The organism is Mesorhizobium sp. M0698 (assembly GCF_040320455.1).
In the GTDB taxonomy this organism is placed as follows: domain Bacteria; phylum Pseudomonadota; class Alphaproteobacteria; order Rhizobiales; family Rhizobiaceae; genus Mesorhizobium.
This window is the reverse complement of the sequence record NZ_JAMYPQ010000002.1, coordinates 581,812-599,978: the sequence shown is the minus strand read 5'-3', so window position 1 is coordinate 599,978 and position 18,167 is coordinate 581,812. Positions and strand designations below refer to the sequence as shown.

14 protein-coding genes are annotated in these 18,167 nt (G+C 60.4%); 2 read left to right on the top strand and 12 right to left on the bottom strand.

The genetic code is table 11. The annotated features are described in order from the left end of the window. Position 1: 1 nt before the first annotated feature. The 8 genes from NKI16_RS07450 to NKI16_RS07415 form a co-directional block, all read right to left on the bottom strand. Positions 2-964, bottom strand: a complete 963-nt coding sequence (locus NKI16_RS07450; RefSeq protein WP_023675565.1) for a dihydrodipicolinate synthase family protein — start codon at positions 962-964, stop codon at positions 2-4. 71 nt (positions 965-1,035) lie between these two features. Further along, positions 1,036-1,983 carry a substrate-binding domain-containing protein gene (locus NKI16_RS07445; protein WP_023675564.1) on the bottom strand — a complete coding sequence of 316 codons (948 nt, stop codon included), beginning with the start codon at positions 1,981-1,983 and terminating at the stop codon, positions 1,036-1,038. An 81-nt stretch (positions 1,984-2,064) separates the two neighbouring features. Then, positions 2,065-3,057 carry an ABC transporter permease gene (locus tag NKI16_RS07440; protein WP_031211421.1) on the bottom strand — a complete coding sequence of 331 codons (993 nt, stop codon included), beginning with the start codon at positions 3,055-3,057 and terminating at the stop codon, positions 2,065-2,067. Continuing rightward, positions 3,050-3,892, bottom strand: a complete 843-nt coding sequence (locus NKI16_RS07435; protein ID WP_352642032.1) for a Cof-type HAD-IIB family hydrolase — start codon at positions 3,890-3,892, stop codon at positions 3,050-3,052. The genes NKI16_RS07440 and NKI16_RS07435 overlap by 8 nt, the downstream gene beginning before the upstream one ends. An 8-nt stretch (positions 3,893-3,900) precedes the next feature. Beyond that, the gene (locus NKI16_RS07430; protein ID WP_352922443.1) at positions 3,901-5,370 is read right to left on the bottom strand and encodes an aldehyde dehydrogenase family protein; all 1,470 of its coding nucleotides are present in this window, start codon (positions 5,368-5,370) and stop codon (positions 3,901-3,903) included. Between the two features lie 8 nt (positions 5,371-5,378). Continuing rightward, a complete protein-coding gene (locus NKI16_RS07425) occupies positions 5,379-6,875 on the bottom strand; it encodes a sugar ABC transporter ATP-binding protein (RefSeq protein WP_245274642.1) in 1,497 nt (498 codons plus the stop codon). A gap of 42 nt (positions 6,876-6,917) precedes the next feature. Next, positions 6,918-7,736: a 3-ketoacyl-ACP reductase gene (locus tag NKI16_RS07420; protein WP_023675559.1), complete on the bottom strand. Its 819-nt coding sequence runs from the start codon at positions 7,734-7,736 to the stop codon at positions 6,918-6,920. Continuing rightward, the gene (locus NKI16_RS07415) at positions 7,736-8,956 is read right to left on the bottom strand and encodes a CaiB/BaiF CoA transferase family protein (RefSeq protein WP_023675558.1); all 1,221 of its coding nucleotides are present in this window, start codon (positions 8,954-8,956) and stop codon (positions 7,736-7,738) included. Before NKI16_RS07415 ends, NKI16_RS07420 begins: the two co-directional genes overlap by 1 nt. A gap of 178 nt (positions 8,957-9,134) precedes the next feature. Between NKI16_RS07415 and NKI16_RS07410 the strand changes: the two genes are divergently transcribed. After that, on the top strand, positions 9,135-10,157 hold the full coding sequence (locus NKI16_RS07410) for a LacI family DNA-binding transcriptional regulator (RefSeq protein ID WP_023675557.1): 1,023 nt from the start codon (positions 9,135-9,137) through the stop codon (positions 10,155-10,157). A 754-nt stretch (positions 10,158-10,911) separates the two neighbouring features. Here NKI16_RS07410 and NKI16_RS07405 read toward each other — a convergent pair. The 4 genes from NKI16_RS07405 to NKI16_RS07390 all read right to left on the bottom strand — a co-directional run bounded on the left by NKI16_RS07405 (position 10,912) and on the right by NKI16_RS07390 (position 16,077). Beyond that, a complete protein-coding gene (locus NKI16_RS07405) occupies positions 10,912-11,265 on the bottom strand; it encodes a hypothetical protein (protein WP_352922438.1) in 354 nt (117 codons plus the stop codon). 234 nt (positions 11,266-11,499) lie between these two features. After that, a complete protein-coding gene (locus NKI16_RS07400) occupies positions 11,500-13,206 on the bottom strand; it encodes a patatin-like phospholipase domain-containing protein (protein ID WP_352922436.1) in 1,707 nt (568 codons plus the stop codon). Between the two features lie 13 nt (positions 13,207-13,219). Beyond that, positions 13,220-14,188, bottom strand: a complete 969-nt coding sequence (locus NKI16_RS07395) for an HNH endonuclease family protein (RefSeq protein ID WP_352922433.1) — start codon at positions 14,186-14,188, stop codon at positions 13,220-13,222. Next, a complete protein-coding gene (locus NKI16_RS07390) occupies positions 14,188-16,077 on the bottom strand; it encodes an AAA family ATPase (RefSeq protein ID WP_352922431.1) in 1,890 nt (629 codons plus the stop codon). Before NKI16_RS07390 ends, NKI16_RS07395 begins: the two co-directional genes overlap by 1 nt. Before the next feature lie 1,278 nt (positions 16,078-17,355). Between NKI16_RS07390 and NKI16_RS07385 the strand changes: the two genes are divergently transcribed. Beyond that, positions 17,356-18,093 carry an SLOG cluster 4 domain-containing protein gene (locus tag NKI16_RS07385; RefSeq protein ID WP_352922429.1) on the top strand — a complete coding sequence of 246 codons (738 nt, stop codon included), beginning with the start codon at positions 17,356-17,358 and terminating at the stop codon, positions 18,091-18,093. Positions 18,094-18,167: the final 74 nt, after the last annotated feature.

Sequence of the window (18,167 nt, the reverse complement as noted above, 5' to 3'; positions counted from 1 at the left end):
ATTAGGCGACCTTCCTGTAAAGCGTCTCCGCGCTCAATCCGGCAGCAGCCAGCAGTCCCCGGATCTTCTCGATCTCGGCGGGGCTTGGCTTCATCAATGGGGGCCGGACATGGGCTTCGTCCAGTCGCCCGAGCAGGACCAGCGCCTCTTTCATGCGATTGTGCATATCGAGAAGCGGCGCGTCATAAAAGGCCCGGACCGTCGGATAGATACGGTCATTGATCGCCTTGGCCGTCTTGAGATCGTTTGTCTGCACGGCACGGAACAGCGCAACCTGAAGGCTGGCGATGACGCTGCCGGCGCCTGACAGGAGCCCGTCGCAGCCAAGTGCCAGCGAGCCGAGCAGCCAGGCGCTGTGGGTGGTGAGAATGTTGACCGGACGGTCGAGGGCTTTCAATTCACGGATCTGACGTTCGTGCAAATTGCCGTCGCCGCACTGGTCCTTGATCGCGACGATCGAGGGAAAGCGGCGGCAGAGTTCGAGCAGCGTTGGCAGCGGGTAGGCAAGGTTCGATGCCAGTGGATACTGAAACAGAATGATCGGCAGGTTGGACGCATCGGTGATGCGCTTGAGATGCTCGACGATCATCTCTGGCCGCAGGTGCCCACCGAGCGTCATGAAGTCGGGCGGGAACACAAGCAACGCGTCGGCCCCTTCATTCTGCGCACAGGCGGCGATGCGCGCGGCCTCGAGGCTGGAGTTTGTATAGACGCCGACAATGGTCGGAACCTGGTCCTGCAGCACATCCTTGGTTACCGCGATCGCGCGGTATTGTTCGTCGATGGTGAGCGCATGCACTTCGGCCGCATGGCCATTGATGGTGATGCCAGAAATGCCTTCGACCGAGGAGATGTCAGCGAGGTGCTTGCGGTAGGCGCGCTCATCGACAGCCAGATCGGCGGTGAACGGCATCAGGCACGCGGGAATGACGCCTTGGGCAGCAAACGGTTTCTTGTCACTCATCATCCAATTCCTATTTGAAACTTCGGGACGCCGCGCCAATACCGCGGCGTCCCTTTGTCCACGGAAGAACCTCAGAAGCCCTTGCCGATCATGTCCGCGATATTATCCGGGGTCACCGAAACCGTCGGCAAGGTAATCGTCTCCGGGACCTCTTCGCCCTTGGCCACCTTGTAGGCGGTCTCGATCCCTTCCGGTGCGACGAAAGGATAGACAAAGGTCGCAGCGAGCTTGCCCTGTTTGATCGCCTCGAAGGCAGTCTCCTGGCCGTCGATACCAACCACTGCCACTTCGTTGAGTCGGCCGGCGGCCTCCAGCACCTGGATCGCGCCGAGCGCCATCTCATCATTGTGCGCGTAGACGGCCTGGATCTGGCCCGGCCCAAAGCGCTGAACCATATCCTCCATGAACTTCACCGCCTTGTCGCGGGTGTAGTCGCAGTTTTGCGAGGCAACGACCTTCATGTCGGGGTGCTTTGCGATCGCTTCGGCAAAGCCCTTGTTGCGATCGATGGTAGCGGAAGCACCAGCGGTTCCCTGTAACTCGATGATGTTGCCCTTGCCGTTCAGTTTCTTCGCAAGGAATTCGCCCGCGCCAACGCCGAGCGGCAGGTTCTCGCCGCCGACATGGACGGTGACAGGCGTGTTGACCTTGCGATCGAGGGTCACGACCTTGATCCCGGCGTCCATCGCTTCCTTGACGACGGGCGTCAACGCCTGCTCGGTAAGCGGCGAGATCATCAGCACCTTGATGCCTTGTGCAATCAGGCTTTCGACGTCCGCAACTTGCTTGGTCGCGTCATTGTTGCCGTCGGTCACGATGAGGTCGACATCAGGATAGTGCTCGGCGGCATACTTCTTGTTGCCTTCCACCATGGCTACCCGCCATGGGTGGTTCATGGTGGCCTGGCTGAAGCCGATCTTGATCTTGTCCTGGGCGAAAGCTGCACCCGGCAGCAGGCCACCGATCGCCAAGGTTGCAGCAAGTGCTGTGGTGCGTAGGAAATGTCTGCGACTGGTCATTTTTCACTCCTCCATTGATTTTCATTCAGGTTCCAATGCGCGACGACCAGTCCGTTTGGTGACTGCCGCCGCGCATGGATGTCAGGACCGCCTTTCGTGACGGTAGACCTCGAACATCACCGCAGCGATGATGATGGCGCCCTTCACGATCTGTTGCGTGAATGGTGATATGCCTAGCAAATTCAATATATTAGCCATGACAGCAATGATCGCGGCGCCGATCACCGTCCCGATGACGCCGCCTTCGCCACCAAACAGGCTGGTGCCGCCGATGACGACGATCGAGATGGCCTCGAGTTCGAGATTGGTGCCGGCGGTGGGCTCACCAACAGTGAGCCGTGAGACAAAAACCAGGGCGGTCAGCCCCGAAAGCACACCGGAGATGGCATAGACCAACATGAGCACGCGCGGCACGTTGATGCCGGCAAGCCGCGCCGCCTCGGTGTTTGAGCCGACCGCGTAGATCTGGCGACCGAATGGCGTGTGTCGCAGGATCACGAAAGCCGCGGCGGCTATGGCAACGAAGATCCAGATCGGCACGGGAATGCCGAACAGAAAACCGCTGCCCAGATAGGAGAAGGCATCCGAAGCATCGCCCAGCGTCTTCGGCTCGCCGTTGGCGATGGTCATGGCAATGCCGCGCCCCATCACCAGCGTGCCGAGGGTCATGATGAAGGGCGGCATCCCGAAGAAAACGACGCCAGCTCCGTTGATGGCGCCGAACACGGCTCCCATCCCCAGCGCCGCGATCATCGCCAACGGGATTGGAACGCCTGATGAGAGCATTAGCGCTGTGGCAACCGAGACGACGCCGACGATGGAACCGACAGAAAGATCGATGCCGCGTGTCAGAATGACGAAGGTCATGCCGACGCTGACGATGCCAAAGAGCGCGACCTGGCGGCCGACATTCAACATGTTGCCGGTCTGGATGAAGCTCGGCGACAGGTACACCGCGAAAGCGCACAACACGATCAGGACCCAGAGCAGGCCAAGGCTCTGCGCCCAGCCTCGCAGGCGTCCCGCCGACCCCGGCCTCGACGCCAATCCTTGTCCAGTTGTCATCTCAACCATTCCTTCCTCCCGTTTCGTCTGCCGTTGCGAGGGTGCATTGCCGCTGCATCAGCCAGGCCACGGCATCGGCCAGTCCCCCATCGTCGCAGGACGGTCCGACGAACTGTGCCAAGAGCTTGACCTCCGGCACCGCGTTAGCGACCGTGACCGCCATGCCGGCCCAGGCCAGCATGTCGAGATCATTTTCGGCGTCGCCGGCGGCGGCGCAGTCTTCCGCTGCAATTCTCAGTTTGGCCGCAACGGTCGCGATGGCGACCTTCTTGGAGACGTCGGCCGGCCCGATTTCGAGCAGGCGCGGATGCGACCCCGATACCGACAGGCGGTTGCCGAGATTCGCGCGCAGCGCTCCAAAAGCAACGCGGCCGGCCGGCTGAGCGGCGACGCACATGATCTTGCCCGGCGCACCCGGCAGGTCTTCCATCGCGTCCGCCAACAGCAAAGGCTCGTTAGTCACGCCGGCTTCGCGGACGATGACCGGGTCTTCGGCAAGCGCGTGAATGGCGGTCCCGGTGAACCACATTGGCCGGACGCCGGCAGCCTGAGCTAGTGCCATGGCGTGCAGCGCATCGGCGCGCCCGATTCGCTGCTCCGACACCGCAATGCCGGTGGAGACATCGCCGATCCAAGCGCCGTTGAAGCAGATGACGAGGCTGGCAACTCCGAGCCGTTCCGCATAGGGCTTCACGCCAAGCGGTGAGCGCGCCGTCGCCAGAACAACAGTGATACCTGCCTCCCGCACCGCGCCCAGCGCGTCGGCCACACGCTGTGGCAGCATATGGTTGTGTGTCAGCAAGGTACGGTCGACATCGGTGACGATGAGGCGCGGAATGGTCATGGCCCGTCTCAGACCGGAAAGACCGGGGCGCGCGGCCCGGTCTGAATGAGCAGCGTCTTAAGCTGGGTGAACTCTTCAAAGCCGGCCTGGCCCATCTCGTAGCCGAAACCGGATCCCTTCACCCCGGTGAGCGGAAGCTGCGGGGCGCCGTCGATGATCGTGTTGGCCTGCACCCAGCCGCTTTTCAGGCGCTTGGCGACGGTTAGGACCGTGTCGATATTCTTCGACCAGATGTAGTTCGACAGGCCATAGGCCGTGTCGTTGGCCAACCGCACCGCGTCATCCACCGTATCGAACCGGGTGATGCTAAGCACCGGGCCAAATATCTCTTCGCGGAAGATGGTCATATGCGGCTCGACCCGGTCGAAAATGGTCGCTTCGTGAAAATGACCGACCGCCCCCGTCGCTACGTTCCCGCCGAGTACGAGCTGGGCGCCTTCCTCGATCCCGCTTTTGACGAAGCCGGTCACCTTGGCCAGATGGTCGCGATCGATCAGCGCTCCGACATCCGTGTCGCCGTCGAACGGATCGCCGACCTTCATCTTGCGGGAGCGCGCGATCACTTTGGCGATAAAATCGTCTGCGATGGACGACTGCACGAATAGCCGCGAACCCGAAACGCAGCACTCGCCATTGTTGAAGAACACGCCCATCAGCGCGCCATCCGCCGCGGCTTCCAGATCCGCATCGGCAAAGACGATATTGGCCGACTTGCCGCCCAGTTCGACCGAGGATTTGACTAGGTGACGGGACGTGTTGCCGACGACACGGCTGCCGGTGCGAGTCGAACCGGTGAAGGAAACGAAGTCGATGCCCGGGTGCCCGGTGAGATGGTCGCCAACGGTTGCGCCATAGCCGCTGACGACATTGAAGGCGCCGGCCGGCACGCCGGCCTCGTCCGCAAGCGCGGCGATCTCGAACGCGGAACCTGACGTGAACTCCGACGGCTTCAGCACCACGGTGCAGCCGGCGGCGAGCGCAAACGGGACTTTCTGCGACAGGATCAGCGCCGGGAAATTCCATGGCGTGACCAGCGCCACAACGCCTACCGCTTCACGGCTGATCAGCGCCGTCTTGCCATCACCAATGTTCGTGTAGGTCAGGCCCGCCATCTGCATGGCCAGCGAAGCTGCATAGCGCGTCAGGCCGGTTGCACCGTCAATATCGCCGCGCGCGAAGCGGATCGGCTTACCGACCTCCTCGACTTCGATCCTGACGAGCCGGTCGCGGTTGATGCGGATCAAATCGGCGAGACGGTTCAGGACCTCCGCGCGCTCCATGCCGCTCATACGCGACCACGGCCCTTCCTCGAAGGCGATACGCGCCGCCTCGACGGCAAGATCGACATCCTCGGGCGCGCCATCAGAATAGCGGGCGACCAGTTCACCAGTGGCCGGCGACTGGCGCTCGATCGAACCGGAGCCTGAACCCTCGACAAATCGCCCGCCGATGAATTGTTGATAGCTGCGCGTACTCATGTCGTTCCTCACTGCCAAACCGCATGGGCCATGATTGTTTCCTCGGTCGCGCCCTCGCCCTCAAAAACCGCCGAAATGGCGCCCTCGCGCATGACGATGATGCGATTGCAGAGGCCGAGGATTTCCGGCAATTCGGACGACACCATCACGACGCTTGCGCCGCGCTTCGAAGTCAGTTCGGCGAGCAGGTCGTAGATTTCGCGCTTGGCTGCCACATCGACGCCACGCGTCGGCTCGTCGACCAGCAGGATCTCCGTTCCGGCATGCAGTTGACGGGCGATGCCGCATTTCTGCTGATTGCCACCCGACAGGGTGCGGACCTTGGTGCTGGGGTTCGGCGTTTTGATGCGCATCTGCTGGATGAACCGGGAGACAGCCTCGTGCTCGCGACGGCCATTGATCAGGCCGCCGCGGGTCAGCGGCGCCAGCTCTGAAACGGTGACGTTGAAGGCGACCGACTGCTCGAGGAAAAGACCCTCGGTCTTGCGATCCTCGGGCAGCAGGCCGACGCCGTGCGCAAGTGCCCGACGCGGCCCGTCGATGGCGACCAATTGGCCGTCGATCCTGATCTCACCGCCGTCGATCGGATCGGCGCCGGCGATGGCGCGCAGCACCTCGGTCCGGCCCGCACCGGCAAGGCCGCAGATGCCGACGATCTCACCGCGCCTGACATTGAAGGAGATATCCTTCAGCACGCCGGCCCGCGACAGATTGCGCACATCTAGGCGGATTTGATCGCCTGGTTGCGGGCGTGCTGGAAAGACATCCCTGAGTTCGCGCCCGACCATGTGGCGGATGAGATCGGGCGTGGTCGTCTGGCCAAGTGGCATCGAGGCGACGACCTGGCCGTCCCGCAGCACGGTGACCTCATCGCAGATTTCATAAAGTTCCTTCAGGCGATGGGTGATGTAGATGAACGAAACGCCATGTTCGCTGCTCAGCTGCCGGATCGTCTTGAAAAGATGTTCAAGCTCGGCGTCGCCTAGTACAGCGGACGGCTCATCGAGCACCACGATGCGAGCATCGCGGGCAGTCGCCTTTGCGATCTCGACCATCTGGCGCTGCGCGACACTGATCGTATCGATGCGCGCAGCCGGATCGACACGGAAGCCAAGCCTGTCGAGCACATCCCGAGCCGCGGCTTCCGCTCGGCGCCAGTCGATCATGCCCAGACGCGTCTTCGGCAGGCGGCCGAGAAAGATGTTTTCAGCCACCGTGAGATGCGGAGCCTGGGCGAGCTCCTGATAGATAACCGCGATTCCGAGCTCAAGCATCCGCTCCGGCGTCGGCGCCGCCACCACATTCCCGTCAATGGCCACTTCACCCTCATTGGCCAAGAACGCGCCGGACAGGACACGCATCAGTGTCGACTTGCCGGCGCCGTTTTCACCGATGACGCCGTGCACGCTGCCCTTGCGGACGGCGAAGCTGACATTGTTCAGCGCATAGACGCCGGGAAAGCGCTTGTGGATGCCACGCATCTCGAGAACCGCGTCCTTCATCATGTCCACTCCAAGAAATCGTTTTCTTGAACTCGTCAAAAAAGATCACAAGCGATGCATCTGCATGCCGCCGCCGATGTGGTAGATATCCCCGGTGCTGAATGGCATGCCCCCGACGGCCAGCGTCGCCACCCCGCGGGCGATGTCTTCTGGCTGCCCCCACCGCCTGATCGCCGAAAGCTCCCCCGCCTCGACTTGCGCCGAGTACTTATCGTAGACATCGGCGGTCATATCGGTCTGGATGAGGCCGGGGCGAATCTCGTGCACCCGGATGCCCGCATCCGCCAGACGAATGGCGAACTGCTGGGAAGCCATCGACAGTCCGGCCTTGGATATGCAGTACGGACCCTTTTCCGGCGAGATCAAGCCGGCGTTCGCAGAGGTGATCGTCACCACCGACCGTTCGAGCCGGGCTTGCGGCCGGGAAAGCATTGCGCGAGCCACGGCCTGGGTGAAGAAGAACGTGCCGCGCAGATTGATACCGACCAGCCGGTCGAAGCTCTCCTCGGTAACATCGAGAAGATCGCCGCGCACGGAAACCTGCACGCCGGCGTTGTTGACTAGGCAAGTGGTCCCCCCCAGATCGGCTTCGATGCGCTCGATGAACGCCGCATTGTCCGAGGTTTTGGATATGTCCTTGCGGAAGAAAGCAGCATTTCGCCCGTACTTGCGGACAAGATCGACAGTCTCGCTGGCATTCTCATCGTCGACGATGTCAATGACAGCGATGTTGAAACCCGCCTGAGCGAGTTCACAACAGATGGCCCGCCCGATGCCGCGACGGCCGCCCGTCACAATGGCAAGTCCGCGATTGACTGACGCCGCATGCTCGGGCATCGCAGCCTGGGAGGCCTGGTCCAGCATCACGAAGCCTTCCGTGCCATCATGCTATCGTCCTTTTCACGGGAAGCGACCACGGCCTTCGATGCCAGCAAGCGCTGGACCTCACCATCGGCATAGCCAAGCTCATCTAGAATCTCGCGCGTGTGCTCGCCGATCTCCAGTGCCAGAAACCGTAATGCAGGCACTTCGCCATCGTATCTGTTTGGATGATTGACGAGGTGGATCGTGCGGCCGCGCACGCTCACCTGCCGAAACACTTGGGAGTGGGTGAGCTGAGGGTCGGCCAGCAGGTCGTCATAGTAGCTGATGGGTGCCCACCATATTCCATGGTGGTCGAAGCGCTCGGCGAGCTCGGCGGTACTAAAGCGGGCCGTAGCGAGGGCTAGCCGGCGCGCATACTCATCGCGTTCGACATAGCGGTCGACGCCGACCACCTCGAGCAGCCTGTCGCTGTCGAGCGCCTCGGCCAGCACGGCCGATTCGCACAGCGACACCACCACATGGCCATCACTCGTCGGATACACGCCGTAGGGCGCCGCATGAAACCAGGTGGCCAGGTTCTTCTCGCGATTCAGCACCTCACGGTTCATGCCACCAGCAAAGTAGTTGACCAGAGGCTCGCCCTGCAGATCGATTGCGGAGTTGATCAGGCTTGCTTCGACGCGCGTGCCCTTGCCGTCCCGCAAACGGCGTACCAACGCACCCAGGATGCCCATCGCAAGCAATGCACCGCCATGTTGGTCGACGATCGCCGCGCCGACCGGCGTGGGGCCGTGCTCTGGAGTTCCAGTGACGCTCATCAGCCCGGACCGTGCCTGAGCGAGAAGATCCTGACCGGGCTTCATCGCCATCGGGCCTGTGGTGCCAAAACCGCTCGCCGAAGCGAAAATCAGATTTGGGTTGATGTCGCGGAGCGTTTCCTCGTCAAAGCCAAGCTTGGCGAACACGCCCGGTCGGAAATTCTCCATCACCACATCGGCACCGGCGATCAGGCGGCGGGCGACCTGCTTGCCTTCGGTGCTCTTCAGATCGATGCCGATGGAGCGCTTGTTGCGGTTGGCGCAGAGATAGAAGCCGCTGACCCCTTCCACATACACGTCGGCACCCGACCAGCGGCGTTCATGGGCGCCGTCGATAGGTTCGACCTTGACGACATCCGCACCCATGTCCGCGAGATACTGGGCACCCGCAGGACCCTGCAGAAAATGGCAGAAGCTGACGACTTTGATGCCGTTGAGCATTTCTCTTCCCTTGGTTCTGCGCTATGGCTTGCGCATTTGTGAAATCGTTTTCACGCCTTTTCACAGAGCTGTCAAGCCCTAGTCTAAAGGCTTTCTCAAAGAAAGATGGTGTAGCGTTGAGAAAAAAAGTGTGTCATCTGGAAAACGGTTTCTCGGAACCGTCGGATTCGAGGACTCAATGGATATCGAGGATGGCGGCGCAAAGCTGATTGACGTAGCCCGGCTTGCGAACTGTTCGCCGGCCACCGTCTCGCGCGTGCTCAATGGCAACCCCACCGTGAACGAGGTGGTACGGGATCGTGTTGCGCGGGCGGCACGGGATCTAGGCTATGTGCCCAATGGTTCCGCGAGGGCGCTGCGGTCGACCCGGACAAGGTTGGTCGGCGCGATCATTCCGACATTGGACCACGCGATCTACGCCACGATGGTCGACGGGCTCCAGGCACGGCTTGCCGAAAAGAACGTTTCGCTGATCATCAACACCTCGACCTACGACATCGATCTTGAATACGAGCAGGCGCGACTCCTAGTCGAGCGCGGGGTCGAATCGGTGGTCCTCGTGGGCTCAACACACCGGCCAGCCACTCTGGCCATGCTTGAGCAGAAGCGTATCGGCTATGTCTATACCTACACGTCGCAAGCGACCGATATCGGTGCCGCCGTGGGTTTCGACAATGAAAAGGCAGGCCGCACCGCGGCACGTTATCTGCTCGACCTCGGACACACCAGACTCGGTATGATCGCCGGCATCACCCAGGACAATGATCGTGCGGCTGGTCGCCGCGACGGCTTCCTGAAAGAACTCGAACGTTCCGGCATCCACCGCGGCACGGTGCCGGTGGTCGAAGGGGCCTACAGGCTAGACGACGGCAGGACTTGCATGACGCGCCTGATGGAAGACGCCAGGAGGCCAACGGCCGTTTTTTGCGGCAGCGATATCCTTGCTGCCGGCGCCATCAAGTACTGTCACGCCGAAGGCATCGCTGTACCGCAGGAGGTCTCGGTCGTCGGATTCGACAATCTGGAGATTGCGGAACTTACCTCGCCCGAACTGACCACACTGGAAGTGCCGGCCAGAGACATGGGCCGTATTGCGGCCGATTATATCCTCGCCTCGCCTTCGCAGCGGCTCCACTTGAGGCAACGCGAACTTGCCATAAGGTTGATTGTCAGGGAAAGCACGGCTGTTGTGCGGCGGTAGCAACATTGCGACTGGCGCGAGCGTCTCGAACGTTGATGGGCATCACGGTGTTTGATCCATCTGAATGACGAATTGCAGATGCGGCAATGCCAGCAACTACTTAGATCACGAAGTGGCTTACGTCAACGTTGGCTCCCAAAAGTGGATGGTTGTCCTGCTCGGAGCGAATGATCGCTCACGGTCAAAAGTTCCGGCTCAAAATGAACCCCTATTCGAGACAACGAAGCAGGAACCGCCCACCTGACGGGTGTGGGGAAAGGCGGTAGCGCTCTCCCGCTACCAAAAACGAATAAGTTATTGAAATAACTAGTAAATTATGCAACTATGGTAGCGCCATCGGACAAAATTCTTCAATAATTTCAATGCTGCACGAACTGACGCTTATCTGGATGCTCATATCCGTCACAAGCAGTCATTTGACTAAAGTCCGAACGCGGTAGACGGCGAACGGCAACCGGTCGTCGCGGAGCATGCGATTGCTACATGCATCATTGTTGCGCAGAGGGGCCCGCTCCTGGTGAAGCTGCCCCTCAAGTCACGCCAAGGACCGCCCGGCGACGCCCGCCGGCTGGGCAAGAATGGAGCCGCCGGAGCAACGTCCGACCTGCGGATCAAGTCTTGATGGAAAGAAGCATGCGAGCTCCCGGAACGGCATGGAAGCGCCAGTCGCGGTCATTCGCCGCGCATTCTCGAAAGGCCGCAGCTGGCCGACAGCGGACAGATGGCTTCTGGCATCAGCAAGCGATTGGGATGTTCAAGTCGGCGCAGTGCAGGTGAGGAAGGGCATGATGTCCACGCCGTCTCCCGGGAAGACCGTGAAACGCGGGTGGTTCTCGAACAGGCGGGCGGAGGCATCGATGGTATCGGCCTCGACGACAATGTGGCCGCAGAAAGGGTTCACGGCTTTGGCGATGCCGTCCTTAGTAATGCGCGTCGTCCTACCGACCATGCCGCCGCGATCGGGGAAAAATGCGGCATTTCTCTCCTCCCAGTCCGCCCACTGCTGTAAGCCGACGGCATCAATCGCATTCTGCTCGGGCTTAGGCAGGCTCCGAAAGGGGGCGAGGTCTTCGGGCTTCATAGTGTAGATGGCAAGAAAGCGGGGCATGCGGCGGTCTTCGTTCTGGCAGAAGTCGTTCTAACCTAGACTCCTGGGCGGCCGAAGCCACTGCGCATGACTACCCTGCAAGTGCCCGCCGCCTGTCAGATTTGCGTCCGTGATGGCGCTCAGCAGGCACTGCGGCGAAACAATTGGGATTTCAACAACGCGAGTTGGAAACAACCGCGACGTCTTGATCCTTGTCGATCAGACACCGTGGCGGTCCGGCTGCAATCGTCGCGGTCAATAGTCCATGCGGGCAACAGAGCGGATCCGGCTGCGGCTCTTCGGCATATGATCGTCGAAGCTTTCCAGCGGCTGTTGCTTCTGAAACGCTTCGCCAAGAGCGGCGATCGCCTCCGCTCGTTCTCGCAAGATCTGCCGTTCGCTTACCGAGAGATCCTTGTAAGAGGACGGTTGGTAGCCGGTCGCGATCTCTGCGTATCCAAGCGAGCCCAGTTCGGGTGCTTCAGCGTAGGCATCGGCGAATTGGCGCAGCATCTCGTCAAGCGCGCGGACTTCGACCAGATAGCGGCGCCACTTGTGCTCGTTGAGTTCGAAATCGCTATTGATCAGGTCGCCGGCACGTTCGCCGAAGCCGGTAAGCTGGTCGATTCGGGCGGGCGGCATATCCAGGTTGAAGCCGCCCTCCTCCGGCTTGAGGTTGACCGTCACGATCCGTTCGCGATAGCCGGCGAGGATCGACTGGAGAGAATCCTGCCAGTCCTTGGCGCTGTCAAAGAGGGCGAACACGAAGGCGATCAGTCCGGAAAAGCCTCGCGTTGGCAGGAGTTGCCCCTGTCCTGCCTTTGTCGGAAGGAATACCCTGGTTTCCCCGGTGTTTTCCGGCTTCTCCCGCCGGCGGTCATATTCGCCGAGAGAGATGCCAAAGGTCGGGCGCGACGGAAGGAAGCGGTCGAAGAAATGTACCGGAAAATTCGACGACAGCCCACCGTCGGAGAACATGCAGCGCACCAATCTGTCCTGTTCGGGGACGCCGACCAGCGTATAGTCGATCCTGTAGAGCGGCACCGCCGAGAGCAGCGCCGGGAAGCTGAGGCTCATGCGTGCGAGGACCACGAGCGGAAGATTATCGATCTTGAACGGATAGAGGTCGCTTGATCCCTCCTTTGGCGTCGTCAGCATCGCGTCGACGACGCGAGCCGGAAAAAGCGACCGGAACTCCCGCTCGGAAAAGTGATGAAGGTTATTCTCCATTGGCAGCACGTAGGGGCGATGCGAGGTGATGTCTGTGGTCACCGTTTGCACCTTGATCTCGCGGGATTGAAGATCCTTGACCCCAAGCGGTGCGCCGGTGGCCGAACGCCCCGCGACGACATCGATCGTGTCGGCGAGCCACTCGGTCAAGGCCGGATGGCCGGCCGTCATATAGGGTTGGGTCATTCCGTTGCAGAGGCCGTAATCGGCCTCTGGGAGCCTGCGGGCGACATCGCGGGCGGCGACAAAAGCCGCCGTGGCGGCCGGCAGAAGAACGAGCAGGAACAGGAACAGCAAGACAACGAGCAGCGCCGCTGGCACGGAATGCCAGGTGAACGGAATCATGGTGGCGATAATGATCGCAGGGATGGCGCCCAAAAGCGCTGGTACCGGGTAGCCCTTAAAAAGCGCGAAGACCGTGCCCGCGATGCTTTTCGACATCACCGCCAGCATCAGATTGAAGACCGGACGAAGCTCCTGGCGAGGCTGGAATTTCTCCAGGAGCGTCGCTGACAGCTGCTTTGGCAGCGCCTCGATCTTTTCAAATCCGCCTTCGGCGCGTCCGTATTCGGCCGCGGCAGTGACGACCGCGGCAATCGCGCCGGCCGACGTACCGCCGATATTGCGGAAGCGGTACCTGCGCGAAAGTTTCACGACGGCCTTCGGGTAGACCACCCCGCTGGTGATTCCGCCCTTCATGACGAGGTCGCAGCTCTGTTCAGGCGCGCTCATATTCCCATCTTCCTTAGTTGATGCTGAGCGTCTTGGACCAAGCCTTCACGAGGCTCGAATAGGGCTGGTCCAGCTGCGCCATCGCGCGAATTTCGTCGAGGATCTGGTTGACCAGCAGGTCGAGCCGCGCACCCATCGTCTTGTTCTTCGGATCGCTGCTGGCAAGAAGCGTCTCCGAGATCTTGCCGATCTCGTCGATCAACCGGCTCAGGAAATCAAGCTTGCGCAGGACCCGCGTTCGCTCCTGGACCAATCCGAGCCGGTTCAGGCCATAGACATGGATGGATGTCAGGCCACGCCTGGAAGGGAGGTTATCCTTGAAACTCGGAAGGACGAGACCGAGGGGGTCGCCGCGGTCGATGTGAAACGCCAGGTGCTCTTCCGGATCGTCCACGCAGGGGTTGATCAGGTCGGGCTGCTCGTCGATGCCGGGAAAGTCCGCCGTTGCCCTGGCCGCGCCGGCGATCGGAAACAGATCCTGCTTGCCAAGCGATGCCTTGACACCTTGCATTTCAGGAGCCGCCAGCAGTTGCGCGAGGCTCTCGGGGAATTTCGGCAAGTCCTGCCAGCGCCGCCGATTGCAATCGATGCAACTTGGCAGCAGGTTGTGCCACGCCATGGCAAGCCACCAGTAGCCGGGATGATTGGCAACCCCGGCGATGCGTCCCTTCGGCCGGTAATGTTCGACATCGACCGGCGCCTGGTTGGCATACCGGCTTTCGCAATAGGCGCATTTGCCGAAGAACAGCTTGTCGAGCGCGTATTTGACTGCTTCGTCGGAATAGGCGCTGAAATCGAACGTCTTGTCCTTCTTCCTGGTTTTCTTACTTGGAGCCGCGGCGCCGGCGGCCGCTGCCCCAGCTTCTGCCTTTGCCTTCGCCTCGAAGAAGATCTTCGCCTTCGCCAGTTCTTTGCCGCCGCGGCTCTTCTCGCCGACAAGGACAGCCGGCATCGAAACCAGGGTCCGATCGACGCGCCGCATCAGATGCCCTCCAGGGCGGCCAGGATCCGCCTCTTCGTTTCATCGCGCAGGTCCTCGCGTGCCCTGCCGGCAAGGTTGCGCCGCTTAACGAGGTAGTCGGCAACGGCCTCCTGCACGAGGCGGGCAGCCTCGCTCATGCCGACCGGAAGGGCATCCACCACCTGCCTGCGGAGCGCGTCCATCGCAGCCCTGACGGCCTGGTCCGGCGCACTCCCGTCCTTTCTTGCGAGATAGTCGCCAAGCATTGCGAGGCTTGCCTCGATCTCGGGGTCGTCGGTGGAAAACAGGCTGAACAGATCCGAGGTTAGGAGTTGCTCGACGGTCAGCGCCGACACCTTCGGCAACTGCGTGAGGCTGTCGACCCTGAGCGGGATCTGGCCGCTGCCGAGTTGCCTGGCGACCTTGCTCAACACCACCACTTCCCCGTCGCGCATTCCCCTCAGGCACAACGGATCATGTGTCGTGACGATGAAGGCGATTGACGGCAATGCGGTGCGCAGGCCCTTCATGATGTGGATCTTCCAGCGCGGGTGGAGATGGGCCTCGACCTCGTCGATCAGCACGATCCCCTCCGCCGAGGTCAGCGTCGTGAAGTTCGGATTGATGTCGCGATCCATGAGCCATCGCATGATGTCGCAGGACAATGCGAGAATGGTACGGAAGCCCGACGAGACGTTCGAGAGCGGGGTCCTGCTCTTCTTGCCTGACGCATCGATCTGCATCTCAACGAAGCATCGGCGCTTGGCCTCGTCGCGATAGATGACGTCGATCTCTTCGGCCGCCCCGAAGATCACGCCCAGCGCCTGGACGACGGCCCGGTACTCGGTCGGCGGCAGGCCGAGAAGCCAATGCTCCGGATTGCTGAGCAAGCTGTCTGTATGGAACAGGCTGAGCACCGGTCGCGACGGTTTCCACGCATGCAGGTCGCGCACATAATGACGGTAGGCGCCGTAGCCGAAGACTTGCGGCAATCGGTTCTCGCCGATTTGAGAATAGCCCTTGGCACCGACCGTGAGTGTCGAGACCTGTCCATTGTCGAACTGAAGCCGAATCCTGGCCGATCGCTTTTGCGGCAGGTCCTCAGCACCCATGAAGCTGGGGTTGAGCCTTAGGCTACCCGGTTCTTCCACCAGGTCGGGGCGCGCGTCGGCGCCGATGAGGGCAAGCGCGATCGCCTCCAGGATGGAGCTCTTGCCAGCAGCGTTTTCGCCAAGGATCAACAATGCCTGCGCCATGCGTTCGTTCGAGTCTGGTGCAGCAGGCAGCTTGATCGACAGCGTCTCGATCGCCTTGAAGTTCGTCAGCCGGATTTCTTTGAGGCGGGGGCGGGCTCCCGCGATGTCGGCTTCCTCTACGATATTGGCAGACGCGGTGATCGCCGCGATTTCTGCGTCGCTGGCATCGCCCTGGCGCCTGGCGATTCGCCAGAGGCCGACGAATTCATTGGTATCGTTCGGCCCATCGCCTTCGAGTTTTGCATAGTCCTCGAGAGCCTGTTTTCGCCTGGCTCTCAATCGCGTCCGATTGAGCCGGAAATGCTTGATCGTTTCCTCGCCCCTCGGACTTGCAGCTTCCAGCGATCCGTCTTCCCGCGGGACGAGATGGCGGGCAATGTCGTCGGCACAGGGATCGACCAGGAGAGATGTCTCGTCGACGTCCAAGTCAGGCCATGTCCCGTCGCCTTTTTCGACGAACTGGGTATATTCTTCCGGCGTCGGGATATGCGCCCTCTGTCCGTCGACTGGAAAGAACGTGGTTCGTTTCGGCTTGCAGTCCCCGCAGATCGGATAGAGATTGATCCAAGCATCCGACAGCCAGCCGTAATAGAGATGGGAGTCGCGTGCCCGCCCGTCCTCCTCGCTGCCGATCGTTGGCTCGGCGTCGTTCATCGGCCTGAAGCGGTGCAGGAAACATGCTTTTCGAAGCCTGTTCGCAGAATGCGCACTTTCCCAGGAACATGTGCGAGAGATCGCGCATGATTTCCCGTGACTCGAGCTGCATGATGGGAACGCGGGTCTGTTCGCGTTTCATCGGATCCAACTGAAGATAACGGAGAAAGGACTGACGTCTCTCCATAGCACGCGATCCTCCCAGGGCCGCTGGTGGACTTGGTGCCCGTACGACGTATCGCATGATCTACTCCAAGTGGTTCGGTGTCGGCACGTCCGGCTTCAGTTGAGGTTGCAAGACGATTGATCGGAGGTCGGCGTTGTCGACCCTTTAGACTCAATGTTTATCATGTGAATAGCGTGAGAAACTTGCAACCATAAAGTTTAGTTCGAAGAATAACTTCTGGCCCGTTGCGGCTCATACCTGTGACTTGCCGCATCTAGTTGAGAGAGAGCACCGGAGCCGCGAGGTTCCCTTTCGGCCCAACGCCCGCCTGTGGAAGCTCGATAACGACCGATAAGTTGCAGTATCAATCCTTTATATGGGTCTAACCGGCATCACGCTCACGCCGCAGGCTCACTTGTCGTATCTGCGGTAAAATGTCTCCTTTTGGTGCGCGTCTGACGTCGACGCGGTGACCGACAGGCGGCGCGAAGCCGTCGTTCGCGTCGTGGACAACGTACGTCGGGTTTGGGTCGATATTGTTGAAAAAGTCCGCCGCACCGCAATGTCGCCACCGATAATAGAATCCCTTTCCACCCCAGCGTATTGGAATCAGAATTCAATTTAGAGTCTTTGCGGAAACATTTGCAGCCGCGACCCGGACTTTTTCAACGGTATCGGTCAGACCTTCCCGTTCCCCCATTCTTTGCAGCACCGAGATAGGCCATCACGCCCGACACTGTAGAAAACATCGCATGGTCTCCGATGGTAGCGCCTTATGGCGAAATTTCACAATGAAATCAACGAGATACTCCACTCAGAAGTAGCCTTCAGTTGATCAGTTGTGTCTCGATGATGTGAAGGGGCAGCCGTCGCGACGCGTTTTAGCGAACTAAGCCGTGGCGGCGTCAGAGTTTTCTACACAAAATCAATATGTTAACGACTTGTTCGCCAACCCATATCTCTCGTATGGTTTGGCGAACCCAATAGCGACGCCACCTACGGTGGGATAGCGGAGCCGACTGGTATGGTCAGACAGGGAGTTGTGGCGCCTTAGGGCGGCGGTTCTTATGCTACTGATATCGCGCAAATCGCAAGCATCGAGGAGAGAAGTGATGTCTCGCAAATGGATCCTCGCGGCAATTGGCGGGGGCGAAGCCGCTGGGCCGGAGGTTGAGGCTTTCGGTAAGCTTGTAGCGCACGGCGGGGCGATTCTCATGACGGGAGGCATTCCAAAGCCGAATTCTTTTCAAGTCACTCAGCGTGCTCAGGCCGGCTGCGAAGCTGCTGGCGGACTCATGATTAGTGTTCTCCCAAACCAGGAACGCAATGAAATCGTTCCATGCTCTAAGAAGCGCCGATTCGAAGTGCGGACAAACGTGACCAAATACGGGCGGGATCCCATAACTGGAGCAGCCGCGGATATGATCTTCGTTTTCCCCGGCGACGTCGGGACTTTGGTTGAGCTTGCATATGCATCAAAAGAGAAGCGCCCAATCGTATTTTGCGGCACTGAAGCTCAATGGAAAGAGATGGATGACGTTAGGCAGAGAAAGCGCTCGGACATCCGAGAGGGAATTGAGACAGCCATTCGTGAGTATGGTCCAGGCTACAATTGTGTAGACTTGACAACCGCGCAAGTCACGCAGGCTGTCGACCATTTGGAGCAGAAGCTGAAAGAGGCGCTACAGAAGAACAATCTGGGGACTATCGGCGGCTTCCTCCAGGTTTGTAGCGGCCCGGTTCCAGCGGATACGTATTTTCGCGGCCTTCCGAATTGTAGTGGAGTTAAAGAATTCCGTCGCTGGGTTGATGAGCTGTCAGCTTTCGGCCCTACCGAATGTTTTCCGTAGCCTCGACATCGTCAGCGCTGGGATTTCGCGCGTCCGCCATGGTGCTGATCGCGCAGAAACCGCCGTGGGTGTGA